Source organism: Pseudomonas sp. HMSC063H08 (assembly GCF_001813645.1).
Lineage (GTDB): Bacteria > Pseudomonadota > Gammaproteobacteria > Pseudomonadales > Pseudomonadaceae > Pseudomonas > Pseudomonas aeruginosa.
In genome coordinates this window covers 72,055-90,764 of the sequence record NZ_KV813335.1, presented here as the reverse complement: position 1 = coordinate 90,764, position 18,710 = coordinate 72,055, and the positions used below count along the sequence as shown (strand labels likewise).

General features: G+C 66.3%; 19 protein-coding genes. 11 read left to right on the top strand and 8 right to left on the bottom strand.

Features of this window, described 5'->3' with window-relative positions; all coding sequences use genetic code 11:
* A partial coding sequence (locus HMPREF2924_RS35765) for a hypothetical protein (protein WP_161802113.1) occupies window positions 1-438 on the bottom strand: 438 nt, incomplete at its 3' end.
* Between the two features lie 466 nt (window positions 439-904).
* Between HMPREF2924_RS35765 and HMPREF2924_RS02465 the strand changes: the two genes are divergently transcribed.
* The 5 genes from HMPREF2924_RS02465 (at window position 905) to HMPREF2924_RS02445 (ending at window position 6,110) form a co-directional block, all read left to right on the top strand.
* A complete protein-coding gene (locus tag HMPREF2924_RS02465) occupies window positions 905-1,945 on the top strand; it encodes an aliphatic amidase (RefSeq protein WP_003091756.1) in 1,041 nt (346 codons plus the stop codon).
* Between the two features lie 83 nt (window positions 1,946-2,028).
* Window positions 2,029-3,144: an AAA family ATPase gene (locus HMPREF2924_RS02460; RefSeq protein ID WP_003091753.1), complete on the top strand. Its 1,116-nt coding sequence runs from the start codon at window positions 2,029-2,031 to the stop codon at window positions 3,142-3,144.
* Window positions 3,145-3,169: 25 nt separating this feature from the next.
* Window positions 3,170-4,327, top strand: coding sequence for an aliphatic amidase expression-regulating protein AmiC (gene amiC / locus HMPREF2924_RS02455; protein WP_003091751.1), 1,158 nt, complete (start codon window positions 3,170-3,172; stop codon window positions 4,325-4,327).
* Window positions 4,324-4,914: a transcriptional antitermination factor AmiR gene (gene amiR, locus HMPREF2924_RS02450; RefSeq protein ID WP_003130274.1), complete on the top strand. Its 591-nt coding sequence runs from the start codon at window positions 4,324-4,326 to the stop codon at window positions 4,912-4,914. Before amiC ends, amiR begins: the two co-directional genes overlap by 4 nt.
* Before the next feature lie 521 nt (window positions 4,915-5,435).
* Window positions 5,436-6,110: a DUF3313 domain-containing protein gene (locus HMPREF2924_RS02445; RefSeq protein WP_003091746.1), complete on the top strand. Its 675-nt coding sequence runs from the start codon at window positions 5,436-5,438 to the stop codon at window positions 6,108-6,110.
* A gap of 46 nt (window positions 6,111-6,156) precedes the next feature.
* On the opposite strand, the gene HMPREF2924_RS02440 is transcribed toward HMPREF2924_RS02445, so the two are convergent.
* Window positions 6,157-6,504, bottom strand: coding sequence for a fucose-binding lectin II (locus HMPREF2924_RS02440; RefSeq protein WP_003091745.1), 348 nt, complete (start codon window positions 6,502-6,504; stop codon window positions 6,157-6,159).
* 466 nt (window positions 6,505-6,970) lie between these two features.
* Between HMPREF2924_RS02440 and HMPREF2924_RS02435 the strand changes: the two genes are divergently transcribed.
* Both HMPREF2924_RS02435 and HMPREF2924_RS02430 read left to right on the top strand, forming a co-directional pair.
* On the top strand, window positions 6,971-8,029 hold the full coding sequence (locus HMPREF2924_RS02435) for an HlyD family secretion protein (protein WP_003091742.1): 1,059 nt from the start codon (window positions 6,971-6,973) through the stop codon (window positions 8,027-8,029).
* Window positions 8,030-8,051: 22 nt separating this feature from the next.
* On the top strand, window positions 8,052-9,062 hold the full coding sequence (locus tag HMPREF2924_RS02430; protein ID WP_003119630.1) for a DUF2955 domain-containing protein: 1,011 nt from the start codon (window positions 8,052-8,054) through the stop codon (window positions 9,060-9,062).
* A 4-nt stretch (window positions 9,063-9,066) separates the two neighbouring features.
* On the opposite strand, the gene HMPREF2924_RS02425 is transcribed toward HMPREF2924_RS02430, so the two are convergent.
* Together HMPREF2924_RS02425 and dsdA are read right to left on the bottom strand one after the other, a co-directional pair.
* Window positions 9,067-9,945: a DMT family transporter gene (locus HMPREF2924_RS02425; protein WP_003098734.1), complete on the bottom strand. Its 879-nt coding sequence runs from the start codon at window positions 9,943-9,945 to the stop codon at window positions 9,067-9,069.
* A gap of 56 nt (window positions 9,946-10,001) precedes the next feature.
* Window positions 10,002-11,348: a D-serine ammonia-lyase gene (gene dsdA, locus HMPREF2924_RS02420; protein WP_003130275.1), complete on the bottom strand. Its 1,347-nt coding sequence runs from the start codon at window positions 11,346-11,348 to the stop codon at window positions 10,002-10,004.
* 325 nt (window positions 11,349-11,673) lie between these two features.
* On the opposite strand from dsdA, the gene HMPREF2924_RS02415 reads away from it, so the two are divergent.
* The 3 genes from HMPREF2924_RS02415 (at window position 11,674) to HMPREF2924_RS02405 (ending at window position 15,056) form a co-directional block, all read left to right on the top strand.
* A complete protein-coding gene (locus HMPREF2924_RS02415) occupies window positions 11,674-12,915 on the top strand; it encodes a glutamine synthetase family protein (RefSeq protein ID WP_003119633.1) in 1,242 nt (413 codons plus the stop codon).
* A gap of 183 nt (window positions 12,916-13,098) precedes the next feature.
* Window positions 13,099-14,403, top strand: a complete 1,305-nt coding sequence (locus tag HMPREF2924_RS02410; protein ID WP_003091737.1) for an MFS transporter — start codon at window positions 13,099-13,101, stop codon at window positions 14,401-14,403.
* 41 nt (window positions 14,404-14,444) lie between these two features.
* Entirely contained in the window at window positions 14,445-15,056 is a 612-nt protein-coding gene (locus HMPREF2924_RS02405) for a TIGR04282 family arsenosugar biosynthesis glycosyltransferase (protein ID WP_003130276.1), read from the top strand.
* Window positions 15,057-15,059: 3 nt separating this feature from the next.
* Here HMPREF2924_RS02405 and flgZ read toward each other — a convergent pair whose 3' ends face one another.
* From flgZ to flgA, 4 genes are all read right to left on the bottom strand, one after another.
* Complete coding sequence (gene flgZ / locus HMPREF2924_RS02400) at window positions 15,060-15,851, bottom strand: flagellar brake protein FlgZ (RefSeq protein ID WP_003119635.1); 792 nt, start codon at window positions 15,849-15,851, stop codon at window positions 15,060-15,062.
* Between the two features lie 28 nt (window positions 15,852-15,879).
* A complete protein-coding gene (locus HMPREF2924_RS02395) occupies window positions 15,880-16,350 on the bottom strand; it encodes a flagella synthesis protein FlgN (RefSeq protein ID WP_003091733.1) in 471 nt (156 codons plus the stop codon).
* 54 nt (window positions 16,351-16,404) lie between these two features.
* A complete protein-coding gene (flgM, locus tag HMPREF2924_RS02390) occupies window positions 16,405-16,728 on the bottom strand; it encodes a flagellar biosynthesis anti-sigma factor FlgM (protein WP_003098742.1) in 324 nt (107 codons plus the stop codon).
* 144 nt (window positions 16,729-16,872) lie between these two features.
* Window positions 16,873-17,571: a flagellar basal body P-ring formation chaperone FlgA gene (gene flgA / locus HMPREF2924_RS02385; protein WP_003130277.1), complete on the bottom strand. Its 699-nt coding sequence runs from the start codon at window positions 17,569-17,571 to the stop codon at window positions 16,873-16,875.
* Window positions 17,572-17,702: 131 nt separating this feature from the next.
* Between flgA and HMPREF2924_RS02380 the strand changes: the two genes are divergently transcribed.
* Window positions 17,703-18,635, top strand: a complete 933-nt coding sequence (locus HMPREF2924_RS02380; protein ID WP_003091730.1) for a chemotaxis protein CheV — start codon at window positions 17,703-17,705, stop codon at window positions 18,633-18,635.
* Window positions 18,636-18,710: the final 75 nt, after the last annotated feature.

Here is an 18,710-nt window from a genome sequence, read left to right as displayed (position 1 = left end):
GCGGCCTCCCTGCTGTTGCTGCTGGTCGAGGACGGCGGCCAGGTCCTGAAGGAGCTGCCGGCCTTTCTGCTGCTGTTGTTGGTCAAGTAGAGACGCAAGGTTCTTCAGTGCCTGCGCTCCTCCTTGTTGTTGCTGCTGGTCGAGTAGTGCCACCAGATCCTCTAGCATGTTCGTCGCTCCTTTTTGCTGGCTGACCAGATAGACGAAGTCCTTCAACGTTCGTGTCGAAGGACTCCGGTTGGGTGAATCGGGCTTTAGCAGGTGCTCGAGACGCTCGGCTGCGCGGGCGAGCAGTGCGCTATCGATGGATGAGAGAAATTGCAGATCGTCCGAAGAGATTTCGTGCTCTGCCGAGCGAATGGCATCCTCGGGCGCCGACGCCAGGGCATGGGCCAGCTTCGGATCGAGCAGTGCGCGGGATAGCAAGCTGGAAATCATTTTCCTCACCGTCGGTGATCAACATCCTGTGATGTATTTCGGATTAGCCCACGCCATTGGGGCCTGCAAGCTCCAGGGAATTGACATTTCGCGATTAGATTTCATGCGAAAGGTTATTGCGTTCGAGTGATCGGCGGCGGCGGTATTTCCACTCTGCCGTCGGCTGCCGTTTTCACAGGACGGGGGGGAAATTGCAGAAAAAAGGAACTGTCGCCGGGGCGTCGCGGAACCTTCGTAGGCGTACCGTTCGTCGCCCATGGCGGCGTCCGTGGTCGATTGCATAGCGCTCACAGCTCTTGACAGCCCTTTCCGGCGGGGCTTATATGTCCGCCATCAGGTCATGCGCATCAGCGTCGATGTCGCGGGACCGAACCTAACGCATACGTACAGAGCAAATGGGCTCTCCCGGGGTTACCCGGGAGGGCCTTTTTTCGTCCCGAAAAAATAACAACAAGAGGTGATATCCATGCGTCACGGCGATATTTCCAGCAGCAACGACACCGTCGGAGTAGCGGTGGTCAACTACAAGATGCCGCGCCTGCACACCGCGGCGGAGGTCCTGGACAACGCCCGGAAGATCGCCGACATGATCGTCGGCATGAAGCAGGGCCTGCCCGGCATGGACCTGGTGGTGTTCCCCGAGTACAGCCTGCAGGGCATCATGTACGATCCGGCGGAGATGATGGAAACCGCGGTGGCGATCCCCGGCGAGGAAACCGAGATATTCTCCCGCGCCTGCCGCAAGGCCAACGTCTGGGGCGTATTCTCCCTCACCGGCGAACGGCACGAGGAGCATCCGCGCAAGGCGCCGTACAACACCCTGGTGCTGATCGACAACAACGGCGAGATCGTCCAGAAGTACCGCAAGATCATTCCCTGGTGCCCCATCGAGGGCTGGTATCCCGGTGGCCAGACCTACGTCAGCGAAGGGCCGAAGGGCATGAAGATCAGCCTGATCATCTGCGACGACGGCAACTACCCGGAAATCTGGCGCGACTGCGCGATGAAGGGCGCCGAGCTGATCGTGCGCTGCCAGGGCTACATGTACCCGGCCAAGGACCAGCAGGTGATGATGGCCAAGGCCATGGCCTGGGCCAACAACTGCTATGTGGCGGTGGCCAACGCCGCCGGCTTCGACGGCGTGTATTCCTACTTCGGCCACTCGGCGATCATCGGCTTCGACGGTCGTACCCTGGGTGAGTGCGGCGAGGAGGAAATGGGTATCCAGTACGCCCAGCTGTCGCTCTCGCAGATCCGCGATGCGCGCGCCAACGATCAGTCGCAGAACCACCTGTTCAAGATCCTCCACCGCGGCTACAGCGGCTTGCAGGCATCCGGCGATGGCGACCGGGGCCTGGCGGAATGTCCGTTCGAGTTCTACCGCACCTGGGTCACCGACGCCGAGAAGGCGCGCGAGAATGTCGAGCGTCTGACCCGCTCGACTACCGGTGTGGCGCAATGCCCGGTCGGCCGGCTGCCCTACGAGGGACTGGAGAAGGAGGCCTGACGGCAGACGCCGCCAGCCCGGCGTGCCGTCGCGCGGCACGCCGTCTCCGCCATTTCCCCCCTGTGGCAGAAGGAGTTTCATCCATGCCTTTTCTGAGCGACATGCTCGACCAGTCCCGCCGGCAGCAGGACGAGGAACAGGCCCTGGCGCGGGAGAATCTCGCCGAGGCGAGTCTGCTCCAGGCCCACCTGAGCCACCGCAGCGCCCTGCACAGCCGCTTCCGTTTCGACCCGGCGGCGGTGATGGACTGCCTGCGCGCCGAGGTGCTCGGCCAGGAACCGGCGCTACAGGCCGTCGAGGACATGCTCAAGGTGGTTCGCGCGGACATCGCCGACCCGCGCCGTCCGCTGTTCAGCGCGCTGTTCCTCGGCCCCACCGGGGTCGGCAAGACCGAGATCGTGCGCGCCCTGGCCAGGGCCCTGCACGGCGACGCCGAGGGGTTCTGCCGGGTGGACATGAATACCCTGTCCCAGGAGCACTATGCCGCCGCCCTCACCGGTGCGCCGCCGGGCTACGTCGGGGCGAAGGAGGGCACCACGCTGTTGGAGCAGGACAAGCTGGACGGCAGTCCCGGGCGCCCCGGCATCGTTCTCTTCGACGAACTGGAGAAGGCCAGCCCGGAAGTGGTCCATGCGCTGCTCAACGTGCTCGACAACGGCCTGCTGCGGGTCGCTTCCGGCGAACGCACCTACCATTTCCGCAACACCCTGGTGTTCATGACCAGCAATCTCTGCGCCCATGAGATCCAGCGCTACGACGAGCGTCGCCAACGCCTGCCCTGGCGCCTGCTGCCGGTCGGCGGCGAACGCCGGCGGCGGGACATCGACGGGATGGTCCGGGCCCGGCTGCTGAAGACCTTCTCGCCGGAGTTCGTCAATCGTCTCGATAGCGTGGTCACCTTCAACTGGATCGAACGCAACGTCGTCGCGCGCCTGGTCGAGTTGGAGGTGCAGCGGCTCAACCGGCGCCTGGAGAAGCATCGCTGCCGCCTGGAGGCGACCCCGGAGGTGCTGGCGAAGATCGCCCGCGCCGGCTTCGACCGGCAGTTCGGCGCCCGTGCGTTGCGCCGCAGCGTCCGTCATCATCTCGAGGTACCGCTGGCCGAGCATCTGCTCGACCACCACCAGCCGGGCGACGGGAACTGCACGACCTACCTGGCGAGCCTGGAGCACGAGCGGGTTCGCTTCGTGCGGCGCTGAGCGACAGTCACAGGAGAGGAAACGGATGGGATCGCACCAGGAGCGGCCGCTGATCGGCCTGCTGTTCTCCGAAACCGGTGTCACCGCCGATATCGAGCGCTCGCAGCGCTATGGCGCATTGCTCGCGGTCGAGCAACTGAATCGCGAGGGCGGCGTCGGCGGTCGCCCGATTGAAACGCTGTCCCAGGACCCCGGCGGCGATCCGGACCGCTATCGGCTGTGCGCCGAGGACTTCATTCGCAACCGGGGGGTACGGTTCCTCGTGGGCTGCTACATGTCGCACACGCGCAAGGCGGTGATGCCGGTGGTCGAGCGCGCCGACGCGCTGCTCTGCTACCCGACTCCCTACGAGGGCTTCGAGTATTCGCCGAACATCGTCTACGGCGGTCCGGCGCCGAACCAGAACAGTGCGCCGCTGGCGGCGTACCTGATTCGCCACTACGGCGAGCGGGTGGTGTTCATCGGCTCGGACTACATCTATCCGCGGGAAAGCAACCATGTGATGCGCCACCTGTACCGCCAGCACGGCGGCACGGTGCTCGAGGAAATATACATTCCGCTGTATCCCTCCGACGACGACGTGCAGCGCGCCGTCGAGCGCATCTACCAGGCGCGCGCCGACGTGGTCTTCTCCACCGTGGTGGGCACCGGCACCGCCGAGCTGTATCGCGCCATCGCCCGTCGCTACGGCGATGGCAGGCGGCCGCCGATCGCCAGCCTGACCACCAGCGAGGCGGAGGTGGCGAAGATGGAGAGCGACGTGGCGGAGGGGCAGGTGGTGGTCGCGCCGTACTTCTCCAGCATCGATACGGCCGCCAGCCGCGCCTTCGTCCAGGCCTGCCATGGCTTCTTCCCGGAAAACGCGACCATCACCGCCTGGGCCGAGGCGGCCTACTGGCAGACCTTGCTGCTTGGCCGCGCCGCGCAGGCCGCAGGCAGTTGGCGAGTGGAAGACGTGCAGCGGCACCTGTACGACATTTGCATCGACGCGCCGCAGGGGCCGGTCCGGGTGGAGCGCCAGAACAACCACAGCCGCCTGTCTTCGCGCATCGCGGAAATCGATGCGCGCGGCGTGTTCCAGGTCCGCTGGCAGTCGCCCGAACCGATTCGCCCCGATCCTTATGTCGTCGTGCATAACCTCGACGACTGGTCCGCCAGCATGGGCGGGGGAGCGCTCCCATGAGCGCCAACTCGCTGCTCGGCAGCCTGCGCGAGTTGCAGGTGCTGGTACTCAACCCGCCGGGGGAGGTCAGCGACGCCCTGGTCTTGCAACTGATCCGCATCGGTTGTTCGGTACGCCAGTGTTGGCCGCCGCCGGAAGCTTTCGACGTGCCGGTGGACGTGGTCTTCACCAGCATTTTCCAGAATCGCCACCACGACGAGATTGCTGCACTGCTCGCCGCCGGGACTCCGCGCACTACCCTGGTGGCGCTGGTGGAGTACGAAAGCCCCGCGGTGCTCTCGCAGATCATCGAACTGGAGTGCCACGGCGTGATCACCCAGCCGCTCGACGCCCACCGGGTGCTGCCTGTGCTGGTATCGGCGCGGCGCATCAGCGAGGAAATGGCGAAGCTGAAGCAGAAGACCGAGCAGCTCCAGGAACGCATCGCCGGCCAGGCCCGGATCAACCAGGCCAAGGCGTTGCTGATGCAGCACCATGGCTGGGACGAGCGCGAGGCGCACCAGTACCTGTCACGGGAAGCGATGAAGCGACGCGAGCCGATCCTGAAGATCGCCCGGGAGTTGCTGGGAGACGAGCCGTCCGCCTGAGCGATACCGGCCTGTTTTCTGGCAACAGGCCGGGGCATGCCGATGTCGGAACGTTCGTCGAAGCATCTTCCTTGGGTTGCGGCGATTCTCTCCAAGTTCTTCGATTCTGTTTGGGAGTGGATCGTCTTCCGCAGGCGCTCGGGTAGAATTCGAAACCGCTGTTCAGTGCAAATTTAATATGCCCGGAAGTTCGGTAGCGTTCGGGCGGGAAAGCGCAGGCTTGCCCTGGACAGACGCGGGGGCGGCGCGCCTGCGGGCCGTCGCTGTGCGAAGAGGCGCAGATGAACTGCGGCTCCCGCGGTTAGGGCTTCTCAATATTCCGGAGCTGGGTTTTCCTGCGCACTCATAACAGTTCTGAAATGAAAAGGTATTCGCTCTTCGAGAGTTGCGGAGCAATTCCGAATATAGCGTCGGCAAGCGATTTCCGTTTTTGCAACTTCTGCCTATATTCTGAGCGACTCGCTCTCGACTGAGCGTTTTCCATTATTCGGCGACATTCCTTTCCCTGTTCGAGGCTCTTAATGAAACGACTTCGAGTTGCCGTTTCCTGCGCGCTGCTGGCGGCGCTGGTGGGTTGTTCCAATGGTCAGGTCAAGCCGGAAAACTACTCGGGCTTCATCGGTGACTATTCGACGCTGGCGCCTGCCACCGCGCCTTCCGGAGCGCCGCTCCTGCGCTGGGTAGACCCGCAGGCGGACGTGCGGCGCTACCAGCGGATCTACATCGAGCCCAGCAGGTTCTATCCGGTCCCGAAACCGAACGACAAGGTTTCCGCGAAGACGCTTGCGGACATCACGACCTACTACGATCAGGCATTGCGCCGTGAGCTGGGCAAGAGCCTGCCGCTGGCCAGCGCCCCCGGCCCGGGTATCCTGGTGCTGAAACCGGCGATCACCGCAGTTTCCAGCCATACCCAGGGTCTACGGCCATACGAGGTCATCCCCATCGCGCTGATCGCTGCTGGGATGAGCACGGCGGTCGGGATTCGCGACCAGGATACCCAGATCGCCACCGAGGCCATGCTGCTCGACGGTGGGGACAACAAGGTATTGGCGAAGATGGTGCGCCAGGGCACCGGCAAGGCGCTGGACGATTCCGATCAGCCGATCACGGGAGACGATGTCAAGGCGGTGCTGGACGGTTGGGCGGCCGACATGCGCATGTCGTACGAGAAGACTCTCGGTTCTCGTCGATGACGGTCGGCGGGGAACTGGCTACGCGTCCCCGCCGCCTTTTCCGACGCTAGCCGAGCGGCCAGTTGATCACCACGACGGCGTCGTTGTAGTCGTTGTCGGTGCTGTCTTCAGAGCCGACCAGGGCGAAGTTCAGCTCATTGGCCAGGATCACCTGCGCCGAAACCAGATCCGAAGAGCGGCCATTGACGCTGACCAGGATCTGCACCTTGCCGCCGCCGCCCGAGTTGAGCACCTTGCTGCCGATGATGCCGTTGTTGGTGCTTTGCCCGGTGAAGGTCGCGACGGTTTCGTTGTTGACCTGCACGTTCACCGTCTGGGTTCCGGCCGAGTTGGCGAAGGCGGTGACGCCGAACTGGGTGTTGGCGGGAAGGGTGAACACTCCTTGTGTTGCCATGATGTATCTCCACTGAATACCTGGCCTGCCTTTTCAGGCAGCCGTCTGGCGCGCGGTATGGCGTGTCGGGAGAGATCCGCAGTCCTTGGCGGCAGGCGATGCGCAGGCAGGAAGGACGCATCGTTCAGCCAATCTACGCCGTCGACCGGGCGCGACCACTGCTAGAGTTCGCAGGAGGGCTACAGGGGTGTCCTGGCACTGGCGATGCATGGCCCGGTGCCGGTCTATGGCAGCCGCCTGCCGGCCCGCTCGTTCGATTGTTACGCTGTCTGTAATGATCTATTGCCGATGCCGGCAGGCCAGGGGCGATTGTCTCGAAATATACTGCGTCACCTGGTCGCCGCAGCGGCGACGGCTACCCACTGGCCGTCGTCCGGGTCGCCGGTTCCATCCCGGCCGCGCCAACCCCCGCATTCAGGCCCCGCTGCGGCGACTGCATTCCCGCTGGATTCGAGGCTCGTACCCTATGACTCCCGATCAACGATTTGCCCGTTGGGTTCAAGTCGCTATCGCGGTATTCGTGTTGCTGTTCGTCTACTTCCTGGTCGCCGACCTGTGGATGCCGCTCACCCCGCAGGCCCAGTTGACCCGGCCGGTGGTGCGCGTCGCGCCGCGTGTCAGCGGTCAGGTCGCCGAGGTGCTGGTGTCCAACAACGGCCACGTGCAGCCCGGCGAAGTGTTGTTCCGCCTCGATCCCGAGCCGTTCCAACTGGCCGTGCGCCAGGCCGAACTGGCACTGGAGGAAGCCGAGCGCACCAACCGCGAGCTGGATGCCGCCATCGCCTCGGCCAAGGCCGACCTCCTGGCCGCGCGCAGCAGCGCCGGCGAGCTGGACAGCGAGGCGCGCCGCACCGCCCAACTGGTGCAGCGCCACCATGTGTCGCAGCAGATGCACGAGCAGGTCAGCGCCCAGGCCCAGGCCGCCCGTGCCCGGGTCGCCGCGGCCCAGGCGCGGATCGGCGAGCTGACCGCGCGACGCGGCACGGCCGGCGAGGACAACCTGCGCCTGCGCCAGGCGCGTAACGCCCTGGCCCAGGCCCGTCTGCAACTGCAATACAGCAGCGTCCGGGCCGACCGCGCCGGGACCCTGAGCAACCTGCAACTGACCCCGGGCACCTACGTTCCGGCCGGTACGCCGGTGGCGGCGCTGGTGGACGACCGCATCGACATCGTCGCCGACTTCCGCGAGAAATCGCTGCGCTACGTGCGCCCTGGCGACCGTGCGGCGGTGGTGTTCGACGCGCGTCCCGGCGAAGTGTTCGGCGCGCGGGTGGCGGCCATCGACGCCGGGGTCAAGGAGGGCCAGCTGGACGCCAACGGCGACCTCGCCGCGCCGGTCACCTCCGACCGCTGGGTCCGCGACGCTCAGCGCCAGCGCCTGCACGTGGTGCTCGACGAACTTCCCGAAGGCCTGCTGCCCACCGGTGCCAAGGCCACCGTGCAGCTGTATCCCGGCGACGGCCTGAGCCACCTGCTCGGTCGCGCGCAGATCGTCGCCATCAGCCTGCTGCACTACGTCTACTGACGCCATGCCGGCCAAGCTCGCGATGTCCGCCAACGACCTGCGTCAGTGCCTGCGCATCGCCGGCGGCGGCACCCTGGGGTTCTTCGTCTGCAAGCTGATGAACTGGGACTACGGCTCGTTCTTCGGGGTCTACCCGATGCTGCTGCTCGGCCTGACGCCGGTGATCAACCTGCACATCGTCCGCCAGTTCCTCGCCAACTCCGTGGTGATCAGCGTCGAGGTACTGGTGCTGTACGGGTTGTTCGGCGACCGGCCGCTGCTGATGACGCCTATCGTCTTCGGCCTCTTCGTCTACCGCTTCGCCCTGATGGCGCGCGGCCCGCTGTTCTTCTTCGGCGCACTGAGTTCGGTGTTCCTCTCGATGCTGCTGCACTTTGCCAGCTATCCGGACGTCGATCTGTTCGACATGCTCGCCAGCAACATGGTCGCCACCTGGCTGACGGTGGCCATCGCCGTGCTGATGTTCTACCTGTTCCCCGACGTCGAACCGCGGCCGCCGCGCCAGGCGCCGGCCAAGGACGCCCCCAGCCGGCGCCACGAGACGCTGCTCGGGGCCACGGTGGCGACCCTGTCCTTCGTGGTCTTCCAGACCTTCGACCTGAAGGACTCGCTGTCGGCGCAGATCGCCTCGATCTTGGTGTTGTTTCCCATGCACTGGAAGGGCGTGCACTTCGCCGGGCGCATCCGCGCCCTCGGTACGCTGCTCGGCTGTGCGCTGGCGGTGGGCTTGCAGGTGCTGCTCTACGATCACTACGACATCCTGCCCTTCGTCGCCCTGTTGCTGTGGATCTCGGCGATGTTCTGCGCGCGCATCCACATGCTGGAGAACGGCGTACCGGGGATCGGTTTCGGCGCGCTGACCACCCTGGCGATCGTCCTCGGCCAGTACCTGACGCCGACCCACGACATGATGTACAGCGTGCTCTACCGATTTACCTCGGTGTGCTTCGCGGTGCTGATCACGCTGATGACGGTGCTGGTGATCCACCTGTTCCTCAACCGCTTCGCCGCCACCCGGCACTACAGCCACTGAGGCCTCAGGCGCGCCGGCCCGGCCAGTTGACCAGCGCGACGCCGAGCATCACCAGCAGCATGCCGCCGATCGCCGCCGGCGCCAGGCGCTCGTCGAACAGTAGCCAGGAGGCCAGCGCGGTCACTGGCGGCACCAGGTAGAACAGGCTCGCCACCTTTGACGCGGCGCCATGCCGGATCAGCGTGTAGAGCAGGCCGACGGCGCCGAACGAGAGTCCCAGCACCAGCCAGCCGAGGGTCAGCACGAACGGCGTGCTCCACTGCACCTCGCGGCTTTCGAAAAGCAGCGCGGCGAGGCCGAGCAGGGCGCCGCTGGCCAGGTACTGGACGACGCCGCCGGTGCGCAGGTCCATGCCGCCGCAGAAGCGCTTCTGGTACAGCGTGCCGCAGGTGATCGCCGCCAGTGCCACCAGCACCGCAGCCCAGGCCAGGCCGTCGGCGCCACCGTGGATGCGGCCGAGTACCACCAGGGCTACGCCAGCCAGGCCGAGCGCCAGTCCCAGCCATTGCCGGCGGCTGACCTGCTCGCCGAGCCAGATGCCGGCCAGGGCCGCGGTAGCCAGCGGTTGCAGGCCGACCAACAGGGAGGTCAGGCCGGCCGACATGCCGTGCTCGATGGCGAGGAACACCCCGCCCAGGTACAGGCCATGGACCAGCAGGCCGGCGACCGCGACATGCCCGGCCAGCCGTGCCGAGCCCGGCCAGGGCGCACCGCTGAGCAGGGCGAAGGCGGCCAGTAGGGCGGCCGCGAGGAGCAGGCGGATGGCCAGGAAGGTGAAGGGCTCGGCGTACGGCAGGCCGAACTTGGCGCCGAGGAATCCAGTGCTCCAGAGCAGCACGAAGAGCAGCGGCATGCCGCTGCCGAGCCAGGCGGGTGTGCGCATGCAAGGTCCTCGTCGGGAGGTGGCGGGACGGTCGTGGCGCCCCGCGCGTGTCGGTGTCAGTCCAGCAGCGAGCGGCCTCGCTCCAGGTAGGCGCGCATTTCCGTCTCGGGCACCATGCCGCCGCCGGTGGCCCAGACCAGGTGGGTGGCATTGGCCAGGCGCGCCGAGGTCAGCCCCATGCGTTCGCGATAGCCCTGCGGCTCACGGGTGACCCGGGCGATGCCCGGCGCGCCGGCCAGGGCCGAGGGTTCCAGGCGGATGCCCTGGCTGCGCTCGAGCAACGCGAGCAGGCGGAACAGTTCATCGTCGTCCACCGTGTAGTAGCCGTCGAGCAGGCGATGCATGGCGCGGCCGACGAAGCCCGACGGACGCCCCACCGCCAGGCCATCGGCGGCGGTGCGGTTGTCGATGCCGAAGTCCTGCACCGAAACCTGCTCGTGGCGGCCGGTATAGACGCCGAGGAACATGCAGGGCGAATGGGTCGGCTCGGCGAACAGGCAGTGCACCGCGTCGCCGAACGCCAGCTTGAGGCCGAAGGCCACCCCGCCGGGACCGCCGCCGACCCCGCAGGGCAGGTGGACGAACAGCGGGTGCTCGCTGTCGACGCGGATGCCGGCGGCGTCCAGCTGGCCGCGCAGTCGCTCGGCGGCGACGGCGTAGCCGAGGAACAGGTCGCGGGAGTTTTCGTCGTCGACGAAATGGGTGTAGGGATCGCCGGCCGCTTCGCGGCGGCCCTGTTCCACCGCGACACTGTAGTCGGAGGCGTACTCCACCACCGTCACGCCGTGGGCGCGCAGCTTGTCCTTCTTCCACTGGCGGGCGTCGGCGGACATGTGCACGCTGGCCTGGAAGCCCAGCGCGGCGCCGATGATGCCGATGGAAAGGCCCAGGTTGCCGGTGGAGCCCACCGCTATCCGATGGCGGGCGAAGAATGCCCGGCAATCCGCCCCGGCCAGCCGCGAGTAGTCGTCGTCGAGGCCGATCAGGCCGTGCTCCAGGGCCAGGCGCTCGGCATGGGCGAGCACTTCATAGATGCCGCCGCGGGCCTTGATCGAGCCGGAGATCGGCAGGTGGCTATCGCGTTTCAGCCAGAGCCGGCCGGGCAGTTCGGCGGCGTAATGCTGGCGCAGGGCATCGTGGAAGGCGGCGACCTCGACCAGGTCGGACTCGATGATGCCGCCGCTGGCGGCGGTTTCCGGAAACAGCCGGGCGATCAGCGGGGCGAAGCGCTGCAGGCGGGCGCTGGCGTCGGCCACGTCGGCGGCGCCGAGGCCGACGTCGGCCAGGGCTTCGGCGCTCGGCGCGATGGCCGGGTTGAACCACTCGCTCGGGCGCAGGGCGATCAGGTCGGCCAGGCGCGGGAATTCGGCGAGCCAGTCGGCCTTGGGTGTTCCGAGAATCAACGGCAGTACTCCTGTGGCGGGTAGGGCGGCGAAGGCACAGAGGATATACGCCTGGCCGGCGTTTTTCCTCGTACCCGGCAGGCAAGGCAGAACGCCTCTGCGGCGAAAGGCTTTGCACACGCGAGAATGTGCCGCATGCTTGATATCTTGAACAAGCGATGCGTATTTTGTACGCGGCCGCCGCCCGGTGCGGCATCCGCGATACCAACAAGGATAAGAAGTCATGACTATCGAAGGCCAAGGCTCACTCGCCGAACGGCTGGCTGGAGTTGAAGAAATCGAATGCGTCACCCCCGACCTCAACGGGGTGCCGCGCGGCAAGGTGATGACCGGCGAGGGCTTCCTCAGCGGCCGGCGCCTGCAGCTCGCCCGTGGCGTGCTGCTGCAATGCATCATGGGCGGCTACCCGCCGGCGCGCTTCTATGGCAGCGACGATGGCGACCTGGCGCTGGTCGCCGAGCCGACCCAGGTCCATCGCCTGCCCTGGAGCAACACTCCGCGCGCCTTCGCCATCTGCGACGCGCAGGAACTGGATGGCACGCCGTCCGGGTTGTCCACCCGCGGCCTGCTCAAGCAGGTGGTGGCGCGCTACGCCGCCCACGGCTGGCAACCGGTGGTGGCCACCGAACTGGAATTCTTCGTCTTCGCCCCGAACACCGATCCCAACGAGCCGTTCCAGGCCCCGCTGGGGCCGGATGGCCGGCGCGAGCTGGGCTATTCGGCCTTCAGCGTGTCTTCCAACAACGGCCTGCGGCCGTTCTTCGAGGACGTCTACCGCTGCATGGATGCGCTGGGCCTGGTGCGCGACACCTTCATGCACGAGATGGGCACCAGCCAGTTCGAGATCAACTTCCTGCATGGCGACCCGGTCCTGCTGGCCGACCAGACCTTCCTGTTCAAGCACCTGCTCAAGGAGGTCGCGCTCAAGCACGGCCTGATCGTGGTGTGCATGGCCAAGCCGCTGGCGAAGACGCCGGGCAGCTCGATGCACATCCACCAGAGCATCGTCGAACTGGACGGCGGGCGAAACATTTTCAGCGAAGCCGATGGCGAGCCTTCCGCCGCGTTCCGCCACTTCATCGGCGGCCAGCAGGCCTGCCTGGCGGACTTCACGCCCTTCTTCGCGCCGCACGTGAACTCCTTCCAGCGCCTCTGCCATCCCTACGCATCGCCGAACAACGCCTGCTGGTCCCACGACAACCGCGCCGCCGGCCTGCGCATCCCGGCCAGCGGAGCCTCCGCGCGGCGCGTCGAGAATCGCCTGCCGGGCGCCGACGCCAACCCTTACCTGGCCATCGCCGCCAGCCTGGCCGCCGGTCTCTACGGCCTGGAGCACGAACTGGAGCCGAGCCCGGCGATCCAGGGCGAGTTCGAGGTACCGGAGGAACTGACCCTGCCCTGCACCATGTACGATGCCCTGCGGCGCCTGAAAGGCAGCGCGCTGGCGCGCGAACTGTTCGGCAGCGAGTTCGTCGAAGGCTACGTGGCGACCAAGAGCATGGAACTGACCAGCTTCTTCGACGAGATCAGCCCCTGGGAGCGTCGTGTCCTGGCAGCCCAGGCCTGATCCACCGTGGTACTTTCCTAGCCCTGTGTCACCCCCTGCCGCCTCGCGGCGGCAGGGTCGTGGTGTCGGGTGCCGGCTTCGGCATCCCGCGTCCTGTCCCGGGGCCTCCCCGGGACTCCAACGCTGTGCGAGCCGGGCAGTCCGCGAGCGGCGCCGGCTCCCTTGTACGGAACCGGAGGTCCGATGCGGCGGATTTTCTTCTCTTTTCGCGCTCTCTATTTCGCTACCCTGCTGATGCTCACCGGCTCCGGCCTGCTCAGCACCTACCTGGCGCTGCGCCTGGCGGCGGACAAGGTCGACGGCCTGTGGGTCGGCGCGCTGATGGCAGCCAACTACTTCGGCCTGGTGCTGGGCGGCAAGGTCGGTCACCGGCTGATCGCCCGGGTCGGCCACATCCGCGCCTACGTCGCCTGCGCCGGGGTGGTCACCGCCGCGGTCCTCGGCCATGGCCTGCTGCCCTGGCTGCCGGCGTGGATCGCCTTGCGCATGGTGATGGGCCTGGGCCTGATGTGCCAGTACATGGTGATCGAGAGCTGGCTCAACGAGCAGGCCGATGCCAGCCAGCGCGGCGCGGTGTTCGGCGGCTACATGGCGGCTTCCTACCTGGGCCTGGTGCTCGGCCAGATGATCCTGGTGGCGCATCCGCAACTGGGGCCGGAATTGCTGATGCTGGTGGCCTTCTGCTTCGCCCTGTGCCTGGTGCCGCTGGCCCTGACCCACAAGATCCACCCCGCGGCGCTGCGCCCGGCGCCGCTCGAACCGCGCTTCTTCATCCGCCGGGTGCCGCAGTCGCTGACCACCGTATTGGTCTCGGGGCTGGTGGTCGGCTCCTTCTATGGCCTGGCGCCGCTGTACGCCAACCAGTTGGGGCTGCCCAACGAGCAGGTCGGCCTGTACATGGGCGCCTGCATCTTCGCCGGGCTGCTGGTGCAGTGGCCGCTCGGCTGGCTGTCCGACCGTCGCGACCGCGCCTGGCTGATCCGCGCCTGCGCCATCCTGCTGTGCCTGTTCGCCTTGCCGCTGGCATTGTTGCAACAGATGCCGCTGGCGTTGCTGCTGGCCCTGGGAATCGCCGCGAGCATGTTGCAGTTCACCCTCTATCCGCTGGCAGTGGCCTTTTCCAACGACCACGTGGAGACCGAGCGACGGGTTTCGCTAACGGCCATGCTGCTGGTGACCTTCGGCGTCGGCGCCTGCATCGGGCCGCTGGCGGCCGGCGCGCTGATGCGGCTGTTTGGCGCTAACATGCTATATGCGTTCGTCAGCGCCTGCGCGCTGATCCTGGTCTGGCGGGTCCATCCGGAGAAGGTCAGCGGCCTGCACCGGGTCGACGACGCGCCGCTGCACCACGTGCCGACCCCGGACAACATGACCAGCTCCCCGCTGGTCGCGGCGCTCGATCCGCGGGTAGACGAACAGGCGGTGCAGGAACAGATGGTCGATGGCGAGCCCGACGCGCCGCAGGCCGACGGCGCGATGCAGAACTGAATTCCGCTCGCCGCGGGAGCCGATAGGCAGGAGAGGTTGCGATGAGTCCGACGCTTTCCCTTCACCTGATGGTGCGCAACCTGCCGCCAGGGCAGCGGCGGCCGAAGATCGCCCAGGCCATCGGCGAGGAGAGCGCGGGACGCTTGCAGCGGGTATTGCTGGAACGCGCCCTGCGCCTGCCCGATCGCGGTTTCAGTGCCCGCATCCTCTGGTTCGACGACGATCTGGACAGCGATCTGCAGACGCTGGCTATGGCATTGGGCTGGAGCCTGATGAGCCAGCCGGCCGGCGATCCCGGCGAGCGCATGCGGCGTATCGCGGCGCTGGGGTTGGCGGAAAGCGAGGCGGTACTGCTGATTCGCCACGACTGCCCGGTGCTGGACGGCGACTACCTGGAAGCGGCCTGCACCGCCCTGGGCCGCCACCAGGCGGTGCTGGGGCCGGTGGAGCGGGGCGGCTACGCGCTGCTCGGCCTGACCCGGGTCGACCCGCTGTTGTTCGAGTCGATGCCCTGGGGCGGAGACCGCCTGCTGGCGCTGACCTGCGAGCGTCTCCGGCAACTGGGCTGGGAGCATCACCTGTTGCCGGCGCTCTGGGACGTCGACCGTCCCGAGGACCTGCCGCGCCTGGCGGCGCTGGGAGTGGTCCTGTGAGACTCAGAACAGTTCGTCTTTCTCGAAGCGCCGCGCTTCGCGTTGCAACTGGTAGACGAAGCGATCCACCTGGCGCTGGGCGAGGCCGCTCATCTCGCTGAAGCGGACGCCGGCGAAGGTCGCGTCGAGCTTTTCGTCGAAACGCACGTGACGCAGTTCGATCGCGCTGCTGATCGCGCCCTGTGGCAACTGGGCGCTGAAGTCTTCGTAGATCTCGCCGGGATGCAGGCGTTCGGCGACATTGCCGGCGAAGCGCAGCTTGGCGCCGGTGGCGGAGATATCCAGCAGTTGTCCGCTCAGCGGCGCGCGGAGTTTCTCCCCGGCGATTTCCGCGGCGATCGGCTGGCTCTGCTTGATGCTGGCGCGGTAGGCGTTGCGGCGCTGGTGGTAGAGCACTTCGGCGGGAAGGGCGGCCCAGTAGCAGGGGACGCCGTCGTGTTCGCCGAACTGCACCGGGCGCTCGCATTCCCAGGCGATACGCACGCCTTCGTGGAAGGCTTCGACGCGAAACGCCTCGCCATTCTGCAGGAAACGTTCGCCGGTGTTGGGGATGAGTTCGTCCAGCGCGACCATCCCGCGGTCGCGGTCGATGTCCACCAGGAAGCTCTGGAAGCGCTGGTTGCGATCGGCAAAGGTGATCAGCAGGGAGTCGCGGCTATCCTGCAGCAGGCGCAGGTTGGCCTGGATTTCCACGGGGGCCTTGAGCACCTTCGGGGGTTGCGGCCCCGCTTCTTCGACGAACGGGTTGGGCACCTTCAATGCTCTCCTGGGGCACGAATGCCTCAATGATAGCACTGTGCCTTGATACGTGTGCTGGTCGGGTTCAGGCCTGGCTGAGCGGGCGTTGCCGGCTGCTCGAGGCGGTGCCGCCGCGGCTGTCGTACAGGCTCGGGGCGTCCTGGCCGCGGAGGATGTTCAGCAGGCTGCCGGTGGAAGCCTGGTTGGCGCGGATGATCCGCCCATTGCGCAGGTTGGCCTGCTGGCAACGCTCCAGCAGTTCGCCCAGTTCGTCGCCGCGCGCCAGCAGCTCGGCGCCATCCGCACGCTCGCGGGCGTAGCGGGCAAGGCCTTCGCGGTCGAGGGAAACGCCGGCTTCGCGGAGGATTTCCGCGCGGGCCCGGCCATTTCGCTCCAGTTGCTGCATCAGTGGCTGCTTGGCCCCGAGAAGCTGTTGCAGGACCGGCAGTTCGCGCCGTTCCAGGGCCTGGAATTCTTCGTCGACCAACTGCAGGAGTTGGCTGGCGTGGCCGATATCCTCGGCGAACAGATCGAGCAGGGTAGGGGAGTCAGGCATCTCGGGCTCGGGAGTTCATTCGGCGTCCAATGTCCTCCAGCGCGTCCTTCGAGGTCAGCGCTGGGATTCGAAGTCGAGCAGCTTGCTGGCAACACGCTCGCTGTCGACCTGATAAGTGCCATCGGCGATCGCTTGCTTGATCCGGGCAACCTTATCGTTGTCGACCACCGGCAGGGTCTGCAGCTGGTCCGTGACTTTCTGCATGTTCTGGGCGGTTTCGCTGATCTGCACCGACTCGCCGCTCTTCGGAGCGGAAGTCGCGGCCTGGCCTGCCTTGTCGGCGCCAGTGGCGTCGGGACGCCCCGCGGCGGTGCTGCCGGTACGGCCGGTGGTGGCTGGCGTGCTGCCGGGATTCAGCCGGTTGAAGTCGATGACCATGGTTGTAAACCTCGAAGGTATTGGACGCTTGCCTAGCTTTTCGGCGAAGGCTTGAAAAACTTTAGGACTTATTTTCGTGCGTCGTTTCCCAGTTTAGAGAAACCCGCCGGGGTAGCGCCAGCGCTACCGGCCACGGCTTTCCCTCTACATATTCACCTCGACCGTGCCGGGTTCTAGCACGCGGGCCTTGATCACCCGCTGCGAGCGCAGGTTGCGCACGCGGATCTGCTGGCCCGGGGCGCCATCGGACAGCGCCTCGCCGGGCATCTTGACGTTGATGGTGGCGGTGCGTGCGAGGATCACCACCTGGTCGCCCTTGCGCACGGCCTCGGCCTGCTCGAGGAAGACCGGCGCCAGCACCTGGTCGTTGACCACCGGTCGGCGCAGTTTCTGCCCGACGACGCGGGCCGGATCGGTCAGGTAGCCCTGGGTCAGCAGGCCGACGTCGCGCTCGACCAGGGCGATGTCGGCATCCTCCAGCACGTGCGCGCGCTTGAGTGGCTGCACTGCGACCACTACCTGGCGGAACAGTTTCACCTGCGCCGGCATGAAGATGGTCCAGGGCGCACTGCCTTCGCAACCGATGCGCACGGTGACCCTGCCGATCGGTTGTGCCGGACTTTCCTGGCTGAGCGTCAAGTCCCTGTCGCATTCGGCCAGGCGCAAGCGCGGGTCGACGCGGTTGACCTGAATCTGGTAGCGCCCGTCGAGTCCGCTATTCTGCAGATATTCTTCTACCTTGAATTCAAGAAACCCCTGGGTGGAGCCGATAAGTACCTCGGGAGCGGTAAAACCCTGGGCCTGGCTGTTGTTAGCCGCGCACAGGTAGCCGAGCCCGAGCAAAACGGGTAAAAACCGTAGAGAAGTATGGCTACGGGCCATTATTCGTCGAAAAACTGTCGTTGCCTGTTTCATGCAACGGGTTAAGCAATGGTCGTGCCGGAGTCCGGTACGACCGTCTGAGGGGAGCGCCAATGGCCGGTGTTTTGGATTCAGTCAACCAGCGCACGCAGTTGGTCGGACAGAACCGTCTGGAGCTGCTTCTGTTCCGTCTGGACGGTAACCAGCTCTACGGCATCAACGTGTTCAAGGTGAAAGAGGTGTTGCAATGCCCGCGCCTGACGGTGATGCCCAAGTCCAGCCCGGTGGTGCGCGGGGTGGCGAACATCCGCGGAGGCACCATTCCGATCCTCGACCTGGCGCTGGCCACCGGCCGCCGCGGGTTGCAGGACCTGACCAACAGCTTCGCGATCATCACCGAGTACAACACCAAGGTGCAGGGCTTCCTGGTGCGCTCGGTGGAGCGCATCGTCAACATGAACTGGGAAGAGATCCATCCGCCACCCAAGGGCGCCGGCCGCGAGCATTACCTGACCGCGGTGACCCGGGTGGACAAGCAGTTGGTGGAAATCATCGACGTGGAAAAAGTGCTCGCGGAGGTCGCACCGACGTCCGAGGAAGTGTCCCACGGAGTGGTGGACGCCGAGACCCAGAGCCGCGCGGTGACCAAGCGGGTGCTGGTGGTGGACGATTCGTCGGTGGCGCGCAAGCAGGTGACCCGTTGCCTGGAGGCGGTCGGCGTGGAAATGACCGCGCTCAACGACGGGCGCCAGGCCCTGGAGTACCTGCAGAACATGCTCGCCGAGGGACGGCGTCCGGAAGACGAGCTGCTGATGCTGATCTCCGACATCGAAATGCCGGAAATGGACGGTTATACCCTGACGGCGGAAATCCGTAGCGATCCCCGCCTGCAGAAACTGCACATTCTCTTGCATACTTCGTTGTCCGGGGTCTTCAACCAGGCGATGGTGAAGAAGGTCGGTGCGGACGACTTCCTCGCCAAGTTCCGTCCGGACGATCTGGCGGCGCGGGTGGTGGAGCGGATCAAGGCGGTGGACGCGGGCTGAGCGATCGGCCCTCGACAACAATGTGAATACGGGCGACCGGCTGCGTTCCGGTCGCCCAGGGCGAAGAGGCTTATG